The organism is Arundinibacter roseus (assembly GCF_004348825.1).
Taxonomy (GTDB): Bacteria; Bacteroidota; Bacteroidia; order Cytophagales; family Spirosomataceae; genus Arundinibacter; species Arundinibacter roseus.
In genome coordinates, this window is sequence record NZ_SMJU01000020.1 from 63,068 (window position 1) to 82,301 (window position 19,234).

A 19,234-nucleotide genomic window follows, 5' to 3' on the forward strand; every position below is an offset into this window, starting at 1 on the left:
ATGCAATTCGTCTAATAATATTCTGGTTGATTCACATGAGAATAAATTGAATATTCAATTCTATTATGAAAATTTAAAGTATAATGAGCAAGAATGGGTTAAATTTTGGACTTTCTAAGATGTAACACTTACATAACAAAGTTATTCCAAATTCATGCCAACTTATAATCCAAATTGGTACATAATAATGTATCACTCAACACTTATACATCATTATGTATAAAAAATTGATAATTTTACCATAAACTTAGCCCTGCTTTACCTATGATTAATATTGCCATTGTTGATGATAATGATTTTATCCTTTCTCAATTTTCTGATTTCCAAGGCTCTTTGGAGAATATAGCGGTTTTGTTGCTTGCAGGAAGTATTGAGGAGTTTGAGTTGCAACTTTCAGAAGTAGATACAATTGATATCTTATTTTTGGACATCAATCTTCCTAACCAAACAGGCCTTGAGGCGCTGCCAAATCTTAAAGTCCTACTTCCTGATACCAATATCATTATGTTTACGGTGCATGAAGAGGAAAAATACCTTATCCAGGCTTTCTGTAATGGTGCTGTAGGATATTTGTTGAAAGATATTGATATGCAAACCTTGAGCGAATATATTCATATTGTTCAAAAGGGAGGCTCTGCAATTTCAGCCAAAGTAGCCCAATATATCGTCAAGTTAGTGTGCGAACAACAAACACCCTTAAAAGTTTTAAACGATAAGGAATACGAAGTGCTTCAATTGTTGTCCGAAGGTTGGAGCTATAAACTAATAGCTGATCGGACAGGACTCTCAACCGACGGAGTGCGTTTTTACATCAAGCGGATTTACCGCGCTCTGAATGTCAATTCAAAAGGTGAAGCTATTCGTATCTTCTATAAAGGTATGTAGCAATTAAGTTGGTAGATCAAACCCAAATTTGGCGCCTAAATGGGGTTTTCCAGAAGCATAAACTTTACCTCCATGTTTTTCAACAATTTTTTTGACGATCAATAATCCAATCCCTACGCCCTCTACCTGAGGGTGTAGTCTTCCAAATAGCTGGAAAAGTTTATCACCGAATTGATCGTCAAACCCCAATCCGTTATCAGATACCTCAAAGCTCACTTTATTAATGGTTTGAGTGGCACAAATTTGTATGTGTGGCTCTGCTTGCTGATCAGAATATTTAATGGCGTTTGATAATAAATTAACAAAAACTTGTCTAAGTAGTCTCACGTCAGCTTTTACAATTGGCAGTGAGTCTATGGTAATTGTTGCATGAGTGGGCATTTGCTCCAAAACGTCTTTAATGAGTAATTCAGTATTTACTTCGGCAAGCACTAGTCTACTTCGCTCAATGGATGATAGGTCAAGCAGGCCCTCAATAATGCCTTTCATGTTGTTCACTGATTTATTCGCCTGAGCAAGCAGATGAATTTGATTTGGGGCAGGGTCAGTACGGTGTAATTGTTTCAATGCGTATTCGATCCCATAAATTGGTTGCCGTAAGTCATGTGAAACGGAATAGTTGAAAGACTGAAGTTGCTTGGCGGTTTGTTCAAAATCACTTTCGATTTGCTTGATTCGCTGGCTATGCTGCCAACGATAAAAAACGAATGCGACACCGATTATCAAAATAGAAAGAGTCCCCAATAAGGCGGTTTGAGTAAGTTGCTGGCGGCGGGTTAGAAGTTCTATCTCCTGATTGGCGAGTTGAGCATCCTTCTTTTCAGTCTCGTACTTTACGGTAAGCTCTTCTGCCATTTGCTTATTTTCAATTAAATCTAACGAATCGTTTAGTGCTTGAGAGGCTAACTGGAGCCGAAATGCGTATTTATAATCTTTTAGGTTTTCTGCACACTTAATCATTAGTGAATAATTTTGAATTAATCCCTTACTGTACCCAATTGATTGATGAATTTGGTTACTTTTTCTGTAATAATTCAGTGCTTTTTGATATTGCTGTTTTTTTGATGATATAGCCCTTTCAAATTTAAACAATAGCCAATACACGGTTGATCGTCATATTTTATAAAAATAGAATACGCCTCTCCAATTAAGCTCGCTACATTTTTAGTTTTCCCTTGATTAAGTAACGCATTAGACACACCAATTAAGCCATAGGCTCTTCCATAGTTGTCACCTAATTTTGTATCCAAAGAGATTCCCTTTGAATAATATTCAAAAGCTTTCTTAAAATTATTTTGATTTTCATAAAGGGCCGCTACTGATTGATAGCATTGTGGCAAATGAAGATTGATTTTCAATTCATCTTGCATTTTAATGGCTAATTCAAAATAATGAAGTGCCTGAATATTTTTTTCAAGCCTTTCATATACACGTCCCAACATTACATAAGAACCAACTAACCCAATGGAATCTTTTTGGCTTTCAGCCGTATTTGCAGATCTAATAAAATGAGTAGTCGCCAAATCATTCTTATATGTGTCAAAATAAAAGTTTCCCATAATCCGCCAATATCGAGCATCGCGTTTTTCTGGATATTGGTTTCCATATAATAGCATTTGAGATACATAAAATTCTACTTTCTTGGTATCCTGTCGATAACTATATATGGATGCCAACCCTCCTAGAGCATTTATTTTCCAAATAGGCGCTATATTCTTTTCAGCGACGAGGTATTCATATGCCACAATTGCGCTATCAGGCTGTCGAAGTGCTGCAAGGCATTGTCCTAACCAAAAAATATTATGTGCTTTGTTATTTTTGTCACCTTTTATCGATTCTACCCTGAAATAGGAAGTTGCATCTTTAAATTTTCTCTGATAATAGAGAGTTTCACCTATTGAATCTTTTGCTTTTAGTTGACCTGAGGTTACAAATAAAATTAAATTGAGTATAAAGCAAATCTGATACTTGTACATATTTATGTATATAATTTTAATAATTTTTGGCTTGATTTTAGAATGAATTCTAGATTTGAAATCATTGTAAAGAAATCATATTTGATATTTTATTACCCACATATATACTTACTTGAAATGTTATTTTCATTATTTTTTGACGGGTTTAAATTAACAATTATATATAAAGAATCCTAAATACATATTTATGTACTTTCAAAATAATAGTATGGCATGATGAATGATAATAGTTTAGGAGAGTGAAAATCTACAAATATTTTAATGCGCTTGTCTTTCAATTAACAAATTCTATGCATGCTTATGAACAATTTTATACCCTTTACAAATATTTGGTTAGGTACCCGTGTCCGTTTCAATATTGGTTTTATACGAACCTTTTTGTATTTAGGTCTCTTTTCACTTCTTCATTCACAAACCTATGCGCAGGTCTCCGGGACAGTTTTTAGAGACTTTAATGCAAACGGCATCAGAGAAACCACAAGTCCCATTAATGAAGTTGGCATGGCAGGTGTAACTGTAATTGCTACTGATGCAGGTGGTGGCAGCCTTGCTGTAACCTATACAGGAGGTGGCACAAGTACCGATATAACTGGAGAGTATTCGGTAGCTTCTGCAACGCCGGGGGCTATCCGATTGGAATTTGTACTGCCTGATTCCTATACATTTGCTTCAATGGGAAGTTTAGGGGGGACAACAATCCTGTTTCCGAACAGCACCACGCAAAATTTAGCAGTAAACTATCCGGCCGATTATTGCGAAGGCTCCGCTGATGTGATTGTTCCATGTTTTGTTTTTGGTAACTTGACCACATTTGGTACTTTTGAAACGGCTGTTTCTGATCCATTTTCGACTCGCGTACCACCCGGAACGGCCCCTGCTCACGACAAATCCTGGTCTACTCATTCACAGACGGGATCTGTTTATGGAACTGCGTATTCGCGTCATACAAAAAAAAGCTATTTTGCTGCATACTACAAACGATACGTTGGGTTTGGTCCAGGCAATGGCAATGCGACAGGTTCAACAGGTGCTATTTATGAAGCAGATGGGACAGGTAATGTTAATGTCCTCATTGATTTGCCTGACTCAGAAACAGGTGTTAATCCACACCCCAATACAGTTGATTTTCAACGTGATCCCTCCTGGTGGGAGTCCGGCAAAATTTCATGGGGAGATATTGACATCTCTGACGATGGAAAAACACTCTATGCCATGAATCTTTTTAACCGAAAATTATATGAGATAGATATTGCTAATCAATCAGTTTTAAATTCAACATTCATTCCAGGAATTGCTGGTGGAATTGCTTTTACAGGTCCTACATCTGACAACGATACCGACCTGCGACCCTTTGGTGTTAAATATTATAAAGGCAAGGTATATATTGGTGTAGTTTGTACTGCCGAGTCAGAAATTACAACCGATCCATATCAAGGGAAAAACCCCAATTTACAAGGTATTGTATTCGAGTTCACTCCTGGCACCGGGTTTACCCCAATACCAGTGACAAATTTTCAGCTCAGCGGAGATAACACGGTCTACACCTACTTGAAGCCTATAAAATCATTTGAATATGGCTACCAAATGTGGGGAAATCAAGCTAGTTTAAATCAATATTTTGGTGGTAGATTTAAAGATTTTGACTATTTCACACGTCCGGTTATTTCTGATATTGATTTTATTAATGATGATATGATCATTGGTATTCGTGATTTGTCTAAGGATCAGGCGGCTAATCAATCAGGCACTTTCTACCCTGATGGTACTGACGCAACGGGCTTTGGTGCTTCAGGTTCAAACAGTCTTTTATTAAAGGCCTGTAAAAATGGAAGTGGTGGTTTTACAATTGAAAATAACGGTCAGTGTGGAGGGATAACAGGAGCAAACGCTAATAACTTTTATTCCCAATACGTTACCCATTCCACCGGAGATCACATGGGTGGAATGGGCGTATTTCCTGCTCAACAAACGATTATTACCAATACGCTTCCGGGAGGAGATAAAGGTGCCATTGCCTTTATTAGCGAAAGTACAAAAACGTTTAATTTGACAAATGGTGTAAACATAATTTATGATTATGATTACAGTGCTCCTTTGCCCAATCCTCTGTTTGGCAAAGCAAATGGCTTGGGTGATATTGAAATTGCCTGTTCGGTCCAATCGATCGAAATTGGGAACCGCATTTGGAAAGATACCAACAATGACGGTATCCAGGATGCGGGAGAAGATGGCATTGACGGTGTTGAAATAGAACTTTATGAAGGAACTGCGGCCACAGGGTCGCCTGTACAAACCGTAATCTCGGCTACATTGGCCGGTCAAAAGGGCTCTTGGTACTTTACAAATCTTAAAGCTAACCAAGACTATGTTATCAAAGTTAAAACAGCCTTAGGCACGGGGGTGTTGGCTTCTTGTACTGCTTTCTCACCAACGGGTGCAGGTAACGTACTCACAGACAACAATTCTAGTTCAGGTACTATCTCATTGAAAACCGGAAATGCTGGCGAAAATAATCACTCTCTTGATATTGGAGTAAGCGAAGCTACTTGTACCATTACTTTAAAACCCACTGTATCGGGCTGTTATCAAAACGGCGAAGTGTCCAAAGCCACTGTGAGCGTTGAAGTGGCCTGGGCAAATGCCACGGTTAGTCCCACGGCAAATGATGCGTCTGATAGTATTTCGGTTACTTTTGCAGGTCAACGAAGGACCATCAATCCTGGGGCTTATACTTCAACAAATGGAAACGGCTCGATTTTGAGTCCGCAAGTTGTGGCTTTTGAAGTGGATGCTAATGGGTCAAGTACAGCAGATATTCAAGCTTTCATTGGTGCAACTTATGCCGCAGCTACCTGTAAAGCTGAAATACCTAATATTGTTTTGCCACCAGCCTGTCCACCAACAGTATGTACCGCAGGACAAACGGGTGGTACCGTTTGGAACGATTTTAATGCAGATGGTATCAAACAAGCGGGTGAAAGCACGGGTTTAGTAAATGTGATAGTGAAAACATTCGATTGCAATGGCAATGAAGTAGGTTCTACTACAACCGATGCCTTTGGAAAATATGTCTTTTCAAACATAGCATCAGCTGCTTACCCGATTCGTGTTGAATTTTCAGGCTTACCTACCTTTGCTGGTCATGGGACTATAAACGGTACAGACGGACGTACAACTACACAGTTTGTAACTTCTGCCGATTGCAACGTGGATTTAGGTATTCTCAATCCTACTGATTTTTGTCAAACAAACCCATCCATAATTATTCCATGCTATGTATATGGTGATCCTATCCCAGCCAACTCCACATCTGGTAACCGTGATGCCTTGGTTAAGTTTGCCTATGGTAGTTCTGGTCTTTATAATGCCAGTCAGATTACCGAAGTTGGCAGTGCCAAAGAAGTTGGGACGGTTTGGGGAGTGGCATACAACAAATTTACCAATAAGACCTTTACAAGTGCTTTTCTCAAACGACACGCAGGTTTAGGGCCATTGGGATTGGGAGGTATTTATATTACCGACATGGTTACCAATACCTCAACTCCTTATGTGGACGTTGCTACCATTGGCATCAATGTTGGTTCGCTTCCTGGTGTAGGTTCTCCTACTAACCCCAATACTGGACGAGGTCTTAGTACAAATCCAGCCGATCCAAGCCGTGATGAAGCTGCTTTCGCCAATGTCTTAAAGGTAGGTATTGGCGACTTAGAGATTGACGAAACTGGCAGTAAGCTTTGGTTAGTAAATTTGGCTGATCAGAAACTATATTCTATCGCTATTCCCAACAGTGGAGCACCAACAGCGAGTGATGTTGCATCTTTTAGCATCCCTAATCCAGGTTGTGAAGGTGGAAATTGGCGACCATTTGGTTTAAAAATTTATCAGGGCGACATTTATATAGGTGGGGTTTGCGACGCAGCTGTTAGCAAGAGTCAGTCAAATTTGAGGGCTACCGTATATAAGTACACAGTTGCCACCAATACATTTACTTCAATCCTTGAGTTTCCCTTAAATTATCCAAAAGGTTTTGGTTTGACCGATGTGCCGAATAAATCTCAGTGGCAGTTTTGGACAGATAATTTTACTGATTTAATTACCAATGATGTTAGCGGTAGTGGTAAAGTTACACTTTCTAACCCTCAGCCTATTTTGACCGATATTGAATTTGACATTGATGGATCAATGGTTTTGGGATTTGGCGACCGCACGGGTATCCAAACAGGATTTGATAACTATGCACCTACAGGTACAGCCACGACACTGTACAATGGTATCAATGCAGGTGATATATTACGGGCGTTTTTCCTAAACGGAAGTACATTTGTATTGGAGAATAACGGTAAAGCAGGACCAGCGGAAGGCTACGGGCCGAACAATAACCAAGGCCCAGGTTTTGGGGAATTTTATAATGATAACTGGTTTAATTTTAATGTAGATACTCCAACCAACAATATTCGTCATGCCGAACATGTAATGGGTGGATTAGCTCTTCGTCCAGGCTCTGGCGAGGTTATCGTGGGTGTAATGGACCCTTTAGATGTGCCGAAAGGAGCTAATTCAAACTTATATATAAACACTGGGGGGGTTCGGTTTCTCAATAACACGACTGGCATTAGCTCACGTGCTTTCCAATTGTATAGATCCACTACTGGCTCAGGCACGTTTGCCAAAGCCACTGGTCTAGGAGATATAGAGATAGCATGTAGTCTACCCACCTATCTCGAAATCGGAAACCGCGTCTGGAATGATACCAACAAAAACGGCGTGCAGGACCCCTGCGAGAAAGCACTGTCAGGCGTTAACGTATCACTCTACAAAGGCACAACGAAAATCGCCGATACCAAAACCAATGTAAACGGAGAATACTATTTCTCTACCGCTTCTAAAATCGGTGCAGGCTGGATAGGCACGGGAGCAGATACTACGCTTTTACCAAATACCGCTTACAAACTCGTCTTCGGCGAAGGCCAACTTTCAAGCGGTAAACTGACCGTAGCGGGCTTAGGTCAATTTGATCTGACCATCAAAGATGCCACGGCCAACAACGGCAACGACCAAAATGACAGCGACGCCGAAGTCATCGGCGGAGCGTTTTGCATCACCCTTACCACGGGAGTATTGGCGAGTGTAAATCATACGTTTGATGCGGGCTTTGTCTGCACCAATCCGCCGATTGCAGCTACGTTTACCGTAGTGCCTGCAAGCTGTAACCTAACCACCGAAAACAACGACGGAAAGATAACACTGGCAGCAGCGGTAACCCCTTACGATAAATTCAGAACCCGTCTAAGCTCCGCTTCATGGGGGGCGGATACAAGCTACGCCACCGCCACGGTCTTGGGCGCTACCTTCCCGGCTGATCTGGTAACAGCTATCCCAAATGCGGGCGGAACGTATGTAATTCGTTTCTATACGGGCGAATGTTGCTACAAGGACACGACGATTACAGTATTGCCAACTGGATGCACAGTCGGCAGCCTAGGCGACTTTGTTTGGAAGGACCTGAATGACAACGGACAGCAAGATGCCAGCGAACCGGGTGTGAATGGCGTGAAGGTGATTTTGTGGTCAGCCGTAGGCGGTGCACCGGGTGCGAAACTCGACTCCACCACAACCGCTGGAAACGGAGCATACAGCTTCTCGAATTTGGGTAAAGGTGATTACATCGTGCAGATTGACGTAACCACACTTCCCGATTCGTGCCTGATTTCATCAAAGCAAAATATCGGTGATGACGCAAGCGACAACGACTTTACTACTGCTGGACTATCTCCGGTGGTAAGTCTGGACCCCACGCTGACGGGCTTGAATAAAGACAACCCAACAATCGATGCTGGTCTGATTTCACCCAAAGGCTCACTGGGCGACTTCGTCTGGAAAGACCTGAACGACAACGGGCAGCAGGATGCAGGCGAACCGGGTGTGAATGGTGTGAAGGTGATTCTGTGGTCAGCCGTGGGAGGTGCACCGGGAGCAAAACTCGACTCAACGACCACTGCCGGAAACGGAGCGTATAGCTTTACGAATTTGGGTAAAGGCGATTACATCGTGCAGATTGACGTAACCACGCTTCCCGATTCGTGCCTGATTTCTTCAAAGCAAAATATCGGTAACGACGCAAGCGACAACGATTTCTCAACCGAAGGTTTGAGTGAAGTTGTTACACTTGATCCAACGCTGACAGGTCTGAACAAAGACAACCCAACAATCGACGCGGGCTTAATTTCACCAAAAGGTTCACTTGGCGATTTCGTCTGGAAAGACCTGAACGACAACGGGCAGCAGGACTCAGGCGAACCGGGTGTCAATGGTGTGAAGGTGATTCTTTGGTCAGCCGTAGGTGGTGCACCGGGTGCGAAACTCGACTCAACGACCACCGCCGGAAACGGAGCGTATAGCTTTACGAATTTGGGTAAAGGCGATTATATCGTGCAGATTGACGTAACCACACTTCCTGATTCGTGCCTGATTTCACCGAAGCAAAATGTCGGTGATGACGCAAGCGACAACGACTTTACCACCGCTGGACTTTCGCCGGTTGTAACGCTTGATCCAACGCTGACGGGCCTTAACAAAAACAACCCAACAATCGACGCGGGCTTGATTTCACCGAAAGGCAGCCTCGGCGACTTTGTTTGGAAGGACCTGAACGACAACGGGCAGCAGGATGCAGGCGAACCGAGTGTGAATGGTGTGAAGGTAATTCTTTGGTCAGCCGTAGGCGGTGCACCGGGAGCAAAACTGGATTCCACCACAACCGCTGGAAACGGAGCGTATAGCTTTACGAATTTGGGTAAAGGTGATTACATCGTGCAGATTGACGTAACCACACTTCCCGATTCGTGCCTGATTTCATCAAAGCAAAATATCGGTAACGACTCAAGCGACAACGACTTTACCACCGCTGGACTTTCGCCGGTTGTAACACTTGATCCAACGCTGACGGGCTTGAATAAAGATAACCCTACAATCGACGCGGGCTTGATTTCACCCAAAGGCAGCCTCGGCGACTTTGTTTGGAAGGACCTGAACGACAACGGGCAGCAGGATGCAGGCGAGCCGGGTGTGAATGGCGTGAAAGTGATTCTTTGGTCAGCCGTTGGCGGTGCACCGGGTGCAAAGCTCGACTCAACGACCACCGCTGGAAACGGAGCGTATAGCTTTACGAATTTGGGTAAAGGTGATTACATCGTGCAGATTGACCTAACCACGCTTCCCGATTCGTGTTTGATTTCTTCAAAGCAAAATATCGGTGATGACGCAAGCGACAACGACTTTACTACCGTTGGACTTTCGCCGGTTGTAACGCTTGATCCAACATTGACTGGATTAAACAAAGACAACCCAACAATTGACGCGGGCTTGATTTCACCCAAAGGCTCATTAGGCGATTTTGTCTGGAAGGACCTGAATGACAACGGGCAGCAGGACAACGGCGAGCCGGGTGTGAATGGCGTGAAAGTGATTCTTTGGTCAGCTGTTGGCGGTGTACCGGGTGCGAAACTCGATTCCACAGTGACTGCTGGAAACGGAGCGTACAACTTTACGAATCTTCTGGCAGGTGACTACATCGTACAGATTGATGTGGCGATGCTTCCTGATTCGTGCCTGATTTCTTCAAAGCAAAATATCGGTGATGACGCAAGCGATAACGACTTTACCACCGCTGGACTTTCGCCGGTTGTAACGCTTGATCCAACATTGACTGGATTAAACAAAGACAACCCAACAATTGACGCGGGCTTGATTTCACCCAAAGGCTCATTAGGCGATTTTGTCTGGAAGGACCTGAATGACAACGGGCAGCAGGATGCCGGCGAGCCGGGTGTGAATGGCGTGAAAGTGATTCTTTGGTCAGCTGTTGGCGGTGTACCGGGTGCGAAACTCGACTCAACAGTGACTGCTGGAAACGGAGCGTACAACTTTACGAATCTTCTGGCAGGTGACTACATCGTACAGATTGATGTGGCGATGCTTCCTGATTCGTGCCTGATTTCTTCAAAGCAAAATATCGGTGATGACGCAAGCGACAACGACTTTACCACCGCTGGACTTTCGCCGGTTGTAACGCTTGATCCAACATTGACTGGATTAAACAAAGACAACCCAACAATTGACGCGGGCTTGATTTCACCCAAAGGCTCATTAGGCGATTTTGTCTGGAAGGACCTGAATGACAACGGGCAGCAGGATGCCAGCGAGCCGGGTGTGAATGGTGTGAAAGTCATTCTGTGGTCAGCCGTGGGAGGTGCACCGGGTGCGAAACTCGACTCCACCATCACCGCTGGAAACGGAGCGTATAGTTTTACGAATTTGGGCAAAGGTGATTACATCGTGCAGATTGACCTAACCACACTTCCTGATTCGTGCCTGATTTCACCGAAGCAAAATGTTGGTGATGACGCAAGCGATAACGACTTTACCACCGCTGGACTTTCGCCGGTTGTAACGCTTGATCCAACGCTGACGGGCTTGAATAAAGACAATCCGACAATCGACGCAGGCTTGATTTCACCCAAAGGCAGCCTCGGCGATTTTGTCTGGAAGGACCTGAATGATAACGGTCAGCAGGATGCAGGCGAGCCGGGTGTGAATGGTGTGAAGGTGATTTTGTGGAGCGCCAACGCAAGCGGTCAGCCGCTGGCCAAGCTGGATTCCACCACCACTGCCGGAAATGGTGCGTATAGCTTTACTAATTTGGGTAAAGGTGATTACATCGTGCAGATTGACGTAACCACGCTACCCGATTCCTGCCTGATTTCATCAAAGCAAAATATCGGTGATGACGCAAGCGACAACGACTTTACCACCGCTGGACTTTCGCCGGTTGTAACGCTTGACCCAACGCTGACGGGACTCAATAAAGACAATCCAACGATTGACGCAGGTTTGATTTCACCAAAAGGCAGCCTCGGCGACTTCGTCTGGAAAGACCTGAACGACAACGGGCAGCAGGATGCTGGCGAGCCGGGTGTGAATGGCGTGAAAGTGATTCTTTGGTCAGCCGTGGGAGGTGCACCGGGTGCAAAGCTTGATTCAACGACCACCGCTGGAAACGGAGCGTATAGCTTTACGAATTTGGGCAAAGGTGATTACATCGTGCAGATTGACCTAACAACTTTACCTGATTCGTGCCTGATTTCACCGAAGCAAAATATCGGAAATGACGCAAGCGACAACGACTTTACCACCGCTGGACTTTCGCCGGTTGTTACACTTGACCCAACGCTTACAGGTCTGAACAAAGACAACCCAACAATTGACGCTGGTTTGATTTCACCCAAAGGTTCCCTCGGCGATTTCGTCTGGAAAGACCTGAACGACAACGGGCAGCAGGATGCTGGCGAGCCGGGCGTGAATGGTGTGAAGGTGATTTTGTGGAGCGCGAATGCAAGCGGTCAGCCGCTGGCCAAGCTGGACTCGACGACCACCGCTGGAAACGGAGCGTATAGCTTTACGAATCTATTGGCGGGCGACTACATCGTGCAGATTGACGTAACGACGCTACCCGATTCATGCCTGATTTCATCAAAGCAAAATATCGGTGATGACGCAAGCGACAACGATTTCGGCACCAACGGATTGAGCAATGTCGTAAGTCTTGACCCAACGTTGACAGGTCTGAATAAAGACAACCCAACGATTGACGCTGGTTTGATTTCACCTTGTGTAGCGCCAACGTTTGCTGCGACTGATGCATCAATGGCAAGCTGCGATGGCAAAACGGCTCAAAACGATGCTTCGTTTGTGGTCAGTGGAATCAGTGGTGGAAACAAATTCAGCTTTGCGACTTCGGTGTCCGGACTGGCAAACTATGCATCCGCAACGACGTTGACCGGCACAAGCATTACTGTAGCCAACCTGCCTAACCCCACGCAGACGACTGGACAGACCTACATCGTGCGCATCTACAACGGCAAGGATGACTGCTTTACGGACGTGAGCATTCTTGTTCCGTATAGCGACTGTTCAAACGTATGTGTCAAGCCCAATGCAGGTTCTGATATTTTCGTCTGCAAACCAACTACTACCGCTGATCTGCCAAATGCAGCAGCAGGTGCACAGTGGATCAGCGCGGCGATGAACCCGGTTGGTGTAAGTATCTCGGCCCAAACGGGAGTCGTTAGCGGCATGAATGAAAATGGCGTGTACATGTTCATTCTACGCGATGCTACGCTTGGCAGTACGTGTTCGGATACGGTATTCGTCTTCCGGGGTGTGCTCGAATTGCCCAACCAAACCACCTGTTTTGACACGTTAACCCTGCCAACCGTGGCGGGTGCTACCTGGACAGCGATGGCTGGAAACCCGGCGACGATTACGTCAAGCGGCAAAATCAGTGGCATGAATAGCGTAGCAACCAACTACTCGTTCATCATCAGCAATGGTCAATGCAGCGATACGATTGTAGTCACTCGTCTGAATTGCAACAAGACCTATGACCTGGCGCTGGACAAAGCAATTGACAAAAAACTGGCGATGCTGGGTGAAACGCTGACTTACACGATCCGGGTTTGGAACGAAGGTGAAGCCACGGCGCATGGCATTGAAGTTACCGACGAATTAAATGCCGGAGTTCAGTACCTGAGCAGTACGGCTGACATCGGCAGCTACTCGCAGCTGACCAAAAAGTGGAGCTTCGATAGCATGATGGTAGGGGATACAGTAAGTCTGCAAATCAGCGTAAAAGTCATCGCTGCCGGTGTATGGTTCAACACGGCTGAGATCACGAAGATGACCGAAGAAGACGTAGACAGTACACCCGGCAACGGCGACGAAACCGAAGACGACATTGATCGTGAGTGCTTTACAGTGCCCATTCTCTTGTGCCGCGGACAAAGCAGCGGGATCGAATTAAGCGTCCCTGAGCAGTACACGGGTGTGGTTTGGTTCCGGCAAGTGCAGGGTGGACAGCCGGTACAGTTAGCAATTGGTAATACCCACACGGCAACCGAAACCGAACTTGGAAGCTACGAATACACCTTCACATCTACCTCGGGCACGTGCCCGGCGGAGGGTTGCTGTCCGGTGGTTATAGTGGTAGAAGATTGCTGTCCGGCAGAAATATGTGTGCCGTTTACGATTACGAAAACCAGGAAGTAGAGAGTTAATGTCGAAAGCAATCGCCTCGAAAACTAACAAGGCCAAAAATAGTTTGGCTAAAAGGTCTTGAGACAATTTTAAAAAATAGAATCAATAAAAGAGGCTGTTTTGGAGTGGAATTGATACGATTCCGTTCTGAAACAGCCTCTTCTATTTTTGCCATAGTATCTTACCTCATTACCAGATATGTTGATTAACACTGCGATACTATGGTACGAATGACATTTTTTTAAACAAGTTAAAAACCCCTTTCTCCTTTTGTTTCAGTCCTTTTTGTGATGGGTTATCTTTACTCCCTTTTTCGGGAATTGGATTACATGCCTAGTATTGCCAGACCTCCAAATCAGGGAATTAAGGTCATGAATTTCAATGACGAAGTTTTCTTGATGAGCTCTTAGTAAGTTCTAAAATGAACAGATGGCTATATCAAGAGAGTGACCAAGCGATTTGTCCATGTATTTATAATATGCATAATCAATAACTTATCTACATGGTAAGCATCCGATGAACTACATATTTCTTTGCTAGAATTGAATTTTTACTTTTTACTGAAAAAGAGATGTTGAATGGATCAGTCAACAGAAATGTTTAAATTAGCACGTGAATGGCGCAAAAGCGGCCTTAGTCAAAGTAAATTTTGCAAGCCTCAAGGAAAAAAAGTAGACAGGTTGCTATTGGGTGAGAAAAGAAAAATTATGCCGCGAGGGGGATCGCCGAAAAGTCTTCGGCTTTGTTGTGTTATCCGGCCAACAGCCAGCCTCAGGTGAAACCTATTAGGTCATTTATACCATGGAAAATATCACACGTTCGCTGGTTCTGGGCCGAAAGAATTATTATTTCGCTGGTTCCCATGATGTACAACAATGCGTGCTGCCATGATATACTCCTTCTTTGCCATTCCGCCAGCGGACCGCCTGCCCACCCCTCACAAAACATCGTTACGATTAATCCTAAAAAGTTTGTCGATCTGTATCCGCTAAATTTTAGCAAAGTCCAGCAATTAACAAATATGAAGTTGATAGGCCGGATACCATAGGGCATTGGTGTACTCGCGGTGTACAATCAAATTGGCAATTACTTCCAGAAAATATTTTGCTCCGCAAGCTGACACGTTGTGCACCTTCGAGGTAAAACGGATCAGGAAGGTGCTTAGGTACAAGGTCCATCATCTTGTCGTAGGCATCAATGAGATTGGATTGAAAATAAAGGCCGTGGTCGTAGCGCACAAGTGGCCTAAGCCCCAAGTCAAAGTTATTTGTCAGCTTTCCTAATAATAGCTATAATGCAGTTCCGACAAGGTACAGTTTGTGAATAGGCTGCTCGACCACACTATCGTGCATCAGATTAAGGACAGAGCTTTGTAACAAAAACCGGAGACACATTCTGCTTTGCGTCTCCGGTTTTTCTAAACTAACCTGATTAGTGTAAAAACAAAGATGTAGTTGCCTATGCCTCCTCATCCTCACTTTCCTTACTTTCTACTACATCACTTTCAAAGGTCTGGCTGGTTAAGTCATCCTCGCTGAGCCAGTATTCAGAGGTGATCAGTTGGTAGCCCGAATTTCCCTGGCTTTTCAATTCCCACACAATGGCATCCGCTTCGGGAAAAGGCACCTTGCCCACAAGTTGATCAGCAAATAGCCTATTTAGCAGGCTGCGGTCAGAAAGTCCTCCGGACAGCGCTTTCAGCGCCAATTCTTTGGTGAGCTCGGGTTCCTCCCCGTTTTCGGACTTCGTCTCGAACGCAATTAGGCTGGCTTTGGCGTGGGGGAATTTGCCGTTAAAGGCTTTGTACAACAGCTGATTGATGTTAAAAAGAGGGTGGTGCAGGGGGATTTCGGGATATTCTTCCGAAATTTTATCCAGCTGCATATTGTGCGAAATCTGGCTGATTTGCCCCTCGTTCAGGTGTTCCGATAGCTTGTACTCCAGCAGAATGGCCGCTGCCTCCGTAGGTTCCTGGTCGGCAATTGCCATGTAGAGAAATTCCTTCGGATCCACGTTTTTGTAGTCCTCCTCTGAAAAGCCATACCGTTTGAGCAATTCTACGTAATCTTCTTTCGTCCAGGCACCCTCAATCTCGTCTACGCTGGTAATTTGGCTAATCGTGGTTTGGTATTTCATATTGGTTATTTCTTTTTAGTTTGTTTATAGCAAGTTACACTTTAAGCATTCTATATACTACATATTTCTTAGATAGAACTCGGTTTTTACTTATGATTGAAAAAGACTTTGGAGAACATGGCTATAATTATTCATAAGAGATTGCCGATCTGTAACTACAAAATTGTAGCAAAAGCCACCAACTAACCAATAAGTAGTTGATTGGCCGGATAAGTTAAACAGAAGTATTAAAAAATAAGAGATGCATTTAGTGCATTGATACAGAATTTGAATCTGAAAACTTCAAGAAAAGGAGCCCTTCTGGCTATCCAAATTTTTGTAACTTGCAAAAGATTAAAAGATCCGCCATTTCTATTTTTTTCTATGAAACCTGCACTACGCCTACTCAGCTGGCTGCTCATGGCCGCGATGCTCATCACCTGCCGGCCCGACAAGGTAGAGCCCGATCCATTTACCGATGGGAAGCCCCGCATAGTTTCCATTCGGTTTCCGGGTATCCCTGAGAAGAATGTGACCATAGACCAGAAGAACCTCCTGATTACAATCAGGGTGCCCTCTGTCTTGCTGAAGGATATGGTCCCTGTTCTGGAACTGACCGAGAATGCAGAAACAATGGGAAAGGCATTTTATACCATTTTTGCAGGACCAGAAAGCTGCATGGGATGTAAAGAAATTTGGGTAAGGCGCCTAGAAGATCAGTCTAACACCTCTGTTGTCAAATATAAGGTAAAACTAATCCCCAACGGCCCCCTGGAAATGGGGGTTATGAAGGAATCCCTCCATTATATTTTGCATGATGATCCTACGGGAGTACTCCTGGTCCCGATGATCAATTTGTACGGCAACACGGTGCCCATTGCTGCTGAATTGGTTGAGCGCACCACCAAAGAAAAGATTTTGATCGACGAGAGTAGTCGGATATATCCAGGTGCAGAAACTACTACAAACCACCTGATTCTTTATATGTATGCATTAAAAAACCAATTACCAGGGACTTACGACATTGATCTGAAAATGGCTGATGGCCGGACTCTACGCGCTCCCCAGCCTGTCGTTATCGAAAAAGGCCCGGCATATATTGCATCCTATCAGCAATTCTTTTATTACGGACTGGATGCACCGATAGGAACCACCGTTCTCGTGGAAGGCTACAACTTGTTTTCGGGGGACATCACCCTGGAAATCACGGACCGGACAGGAAAAACGTTTTCACTTGGTAACCTGGTATTTGAGCGCTATGGCCTTAGGATGGGCATACCCATCCCCGCTGATTTGCCGACCGGCCAATACGTGATGCGGATGTACCAGTTTGGGGTAGCGCGGCCAGCCTGCTTCCGGCTCAATGTCCGGAAAGGAAAATCGTCTGATGCGCGCATAGGTACAATCGGCGACGATCCAATGCCCTGCTCGGTCCGGGAGCCCGTCCGCATTGGCCGCAACATACCAACCAATTTTACGTATAGCCTCACCTTTGAGTTACCCAACCGGCCCCGGCTGAAGCTGGTCCCAGCCGACGGGAATCCGGCTGTTCACTACGGTAGCGTAGCACCCTATGTTTTGCAACCCGAGCCTATTGGTCCGGCAAAGCTTATCATCGGCAGCGAAGTACCCCCAGGTCTCTATATAGCCACGGTACAGTATCTGGATATAAATGGTCTGGTGGTAGCCGAGAGTGATCCCTACGGGCGATTGTTGGAAGTTTACTAATGCGAATTTAACTCTGGCAGATGCGCTTTTGAGTTATTTACTCATTTCCATGAAACCCGCACTCCACCTACTCTGTATGCTGTTCATGGCCACGATGCTCATCACCTGCCGGCCCGACAAGGTAAAGCCAGATACGTACCGTATGTTCTTTCAAAACAGCAGGTAAAGTCTTTTCATTGGCTGGTAAAGTAACTAATTGTATACTTATGTATCTAGTTAAGCTCAAAGCATTTAGATAACATTTTTTGAGAAAATCCGATAGAGCATAAATCTGCCAAGGACTATTAAATGCATTTTTTTAATAACAATATTTTATTCAACATGAAAAAAAATATCTCTTTTCTATTTGTATTATCACTTCTTAGTTTAACAACTTTGGCTCAGACAAATAAGGGAACCTGGCTAGTGGGAGTATCAGGAAACGGTTGATTTAAAGGTAGTGGTGTAAGAAAAGACTCGAAGCTTCAAGTTACGCCCCTGTTGGGCTATTTCGTTGCCAAAAATTTAGCCATAGGTGGTCAATTTAATTTAAGTAATAGCACAAAATCACTTAGTGGCAGTACTTCTTATAAGGAACGAAATCGGAGTATACATGGAATGGTCCGTTATTATGTTGGGGACAGGAAAGTTAAACCATACCTAAATCTTATGATTGGATTCAATAGGGATTCATATTTTTTGAATGGTGTTAATGGCATGCTGGTATTGATGGAATTCAATAAGGGAATGAATGCCTCTTTAGGCGCCGGATTGGCTTACTTCGTGTTGCCCAAAGTGGCACTAGAAGCAGAAGCCAACTACCAAAATTATTTTGATAAAGATTTTGATGATAGTAGAGTTAATAATATGAAGCTTCGCCTAGGAGTATCATTCTATCTAAGGAAATAAAATTTTGTATTGCCAATATGATGTACTCCTAAACACCAAGTTGCACGTCAAACTTAAATCCAGGATTTACCTTTACCCCCCTTCATCCCGGCAGCAATCAGATCGCAAATGAGATGAATATAAGTATAAATAGTATACGCTACTACATAAAAAAGATTTATCGAAAATTAAATGTTTCAAGCGCACGTCATGCTATTAAGGTTTATCACCAATAAGTAGGAATGAATAAACCGAATGAATTATTATTTATTCATTTTCTATATTTGATCAGGATAAATATTCAGCATTAGAAGATCAGCAATTCAAATAGTTGAAATCACTTATAGCAAAGTTAGTTAATACGTGAAGTTTTTTAACACAATTAGTGGAATCACTAATTACTATTTACTTTCATAATAATTATAAATTATGACGTGGAATAACTGTAAGCATCCTATGAACTACATATTTCTTGGCTAGAATTCGGTTTCTACTTTTGACCTAAAAAGACAAGCGAATGAATCAGTCAGAAGAAATGTTCAAATTAGTACGTGAGTGGCGCAAAAGCAGCC

9 protein-coding genes and 1 pseudogene are annotated in these 19,234 nt (G+C 43.9%); 6 read left to right on the forward strand and 4 right to left on the reverse strand.

The window, feature by feature from the left end:
* The first annotated feature begins 264 nt into the window (after window positions 1-264).
* A complete protein-coding gene (locus EZE20_RS22430; RefSeq protein WP_132121981.1) occupies window positions 265-885 on the forward strand; it encodes a response regulator transcription factor in 621 nt (206 codons plus the stop codon).
* Between the two features lie 3 nt (window positions 886-888).
* Here EZE20_RS22430 and EZE20_RS22435 read toward each other — a convergent pair whose 3' ends face one another.
* Together EZE20_RS22435 and EZE20_RS22440 are read right to left on the reverse strand one after the other, a co-directional pair.
* Window positions 889-1,977: a sensor histidine kinase gene (locus EZE20_RS22435; protein ID WP_165933549.1), complete on the reverse strand. Its 1,089-nt coding sequence runs from the start codon at window positions 1,975-1,977 to the stop codon at window positions 889-891.
* Window positions 1,920-2,861 carry a tol-pal system YbgF family protein gene (locus tag EZE20_RS22440; protein WP_132121985.1) on the reverse strand — a complete coding sequence of 314 codons (942 nt, stop codon included), beginning with the start codon at window positions 2,859-2,861 and terminating at the stop codon, window positions 1,920-1,922. Before EZE20_RS22440 ends, EZE20_RS22435 begins: the two co-directional genes overlap by 58 nt.
* A gap of 300 nt (window positions 2,862-3,161) precedes the next feature.
* On the opposite strand from EZE20_RS22440, the gene EZE20_RS24605 reads away from it, so the two are divergent.
* Both EZE20_RS24605 and EZE20_RS24690 read left to right on the forward strand, forming a co-directional pair.
* Entirely contained in the window at window positions 3,162-13,964 is a 10,803-nt protein-coding gene (locus EZE20_RS24605) for an SdrD B-like domain-containing protein (RefSeq protein WP_165933550.1), read from the forward strand.
* 584 nt (window positions 13,965-14,548) lie between these two features.
* A complete protein-coding gene (locus tag EZE20_RS24690; RefSeq protein ID WP_394345668.1) occupies window positions 14,549-14,731 on the forward strand; it encodes a hypothetical protein in 183 nt (60 codons plus the stop codon).
* Between the two features lie 233 nt (window positions 14,732-14,964).
* On the opposite strand, the gene EZE20_RS24180 is transcribed toward EZE20_RS24690, so the two are convergent.
* On the reverse strand, window positions 14,965-15,123 hold the full coding sequence (locus EZE20_RS24180) for a hypothetical protein (protein ID WP_165933551.1): 159 nt from the start codon (window positions 15,121-15,123) through the stop codon (window positions 14,965-14,967).
* Window positions 15,124-15,410: 287 nt separating this feature from the next.
* Window positions 15,411-16,088, reverse strand: a complete 678-nt coding sequence (locus EZE20_RS22450) for a hypothetical protein (RefSeq protein ID WP_132121989.1) — start codon at window positions 16,086-16,088, stop codon at window positions 15,411-15,413.
* 363 nt (window positions 16,089-16,451) lie between these two features.
* On the opposite strand from EZE20_RS22450, the gene EZE20_RS22455 reads away from it, so the two are divergent.
* From EZE20_RS22455 to EZE20_RS24695, 3 genes and pseudogenes are all read left to right on the forward strand, one after another.
* Window positions 16,452-17,795, forward strand: coding sequence for a hypothetical protein (locus EZE20_RS22455; RefSeq protein ID WP_132121991.1), 1,344 nt, complete (start codon window positions 16,452-16,454; stop codon window positions 17,793-17,795).
* A 441-nt stretch (window positions 17,796-18,236) separates the two neighbouring features.
* Window positions 18,237-18,683, forward strand: a pseudogene (locus EZE20_RS22460) (outer membrane beta-barrel protein); the annotation flags it as partial.
* Between the two features lie 101 nt (window positions 18,684-18,784).
* Window positions 18,785-18,898: a helix-turn-helix transcriptional regulator gene (locus EZE20_RS24695; protein ID WP_394345669.1), complete on the forward strand. Its 114-nt coding sequence runs from the start codon at window positions 18,785-18,787 to the stop codon at window positions 18,896-18,898.
* The last annotated feature ends 336 nt before the right edge of the window (window positions 18,899-19,234 follow it).

What these genes read in the sequence shown, in the direction of transcription:
- EZE20_RS22430 (WP_132121981.1), top strand. Translation starts at nt 265, where the DNA reads ATGATTAATATTGCCATTGTTGATGATAATGATTTTATCCTTTCTCAA.
- EZE20_RS22440 (WP_132121985.1), bottom strand. Translation starts at nt 2,861, where the DNA reads ATGTACAAGTATCAGATTTGCTTTATACTCAATTTAATTTTATTTGTA.
- EZE20_RS24605 (WP_165933550.1), top strand. Translation starts at nt 3,162, where the DNA reads ATGAACAATTTTATACCCTTTACAAATATTTGGTTAGGTACCCGTGTC.
- EZE20_RS24690 (WP_394345668.1), top strand. Translation starts at nt 14,549, where the DNA reads ATGTTTAAATTAGCACGTGAATGGCGCAAAAGCGGCCTTAGTCAAAGT.
- EZE20_RS22450 (WP_132121989.1), bottom strand. Translation starts at nt 16,088, where the DNA reads ATGAAATACCAAACCACGATTAGCCAAATTACCAGCGTAGACGAGATT.
- EZE20_RS22455 (WP_132121991.1), top strand. Translation starts at nt 16,452, where the DNA reads ATGAAACCTGCACTACGCCTACTCAGCTGGCTGCTCATGGCCGCGATG.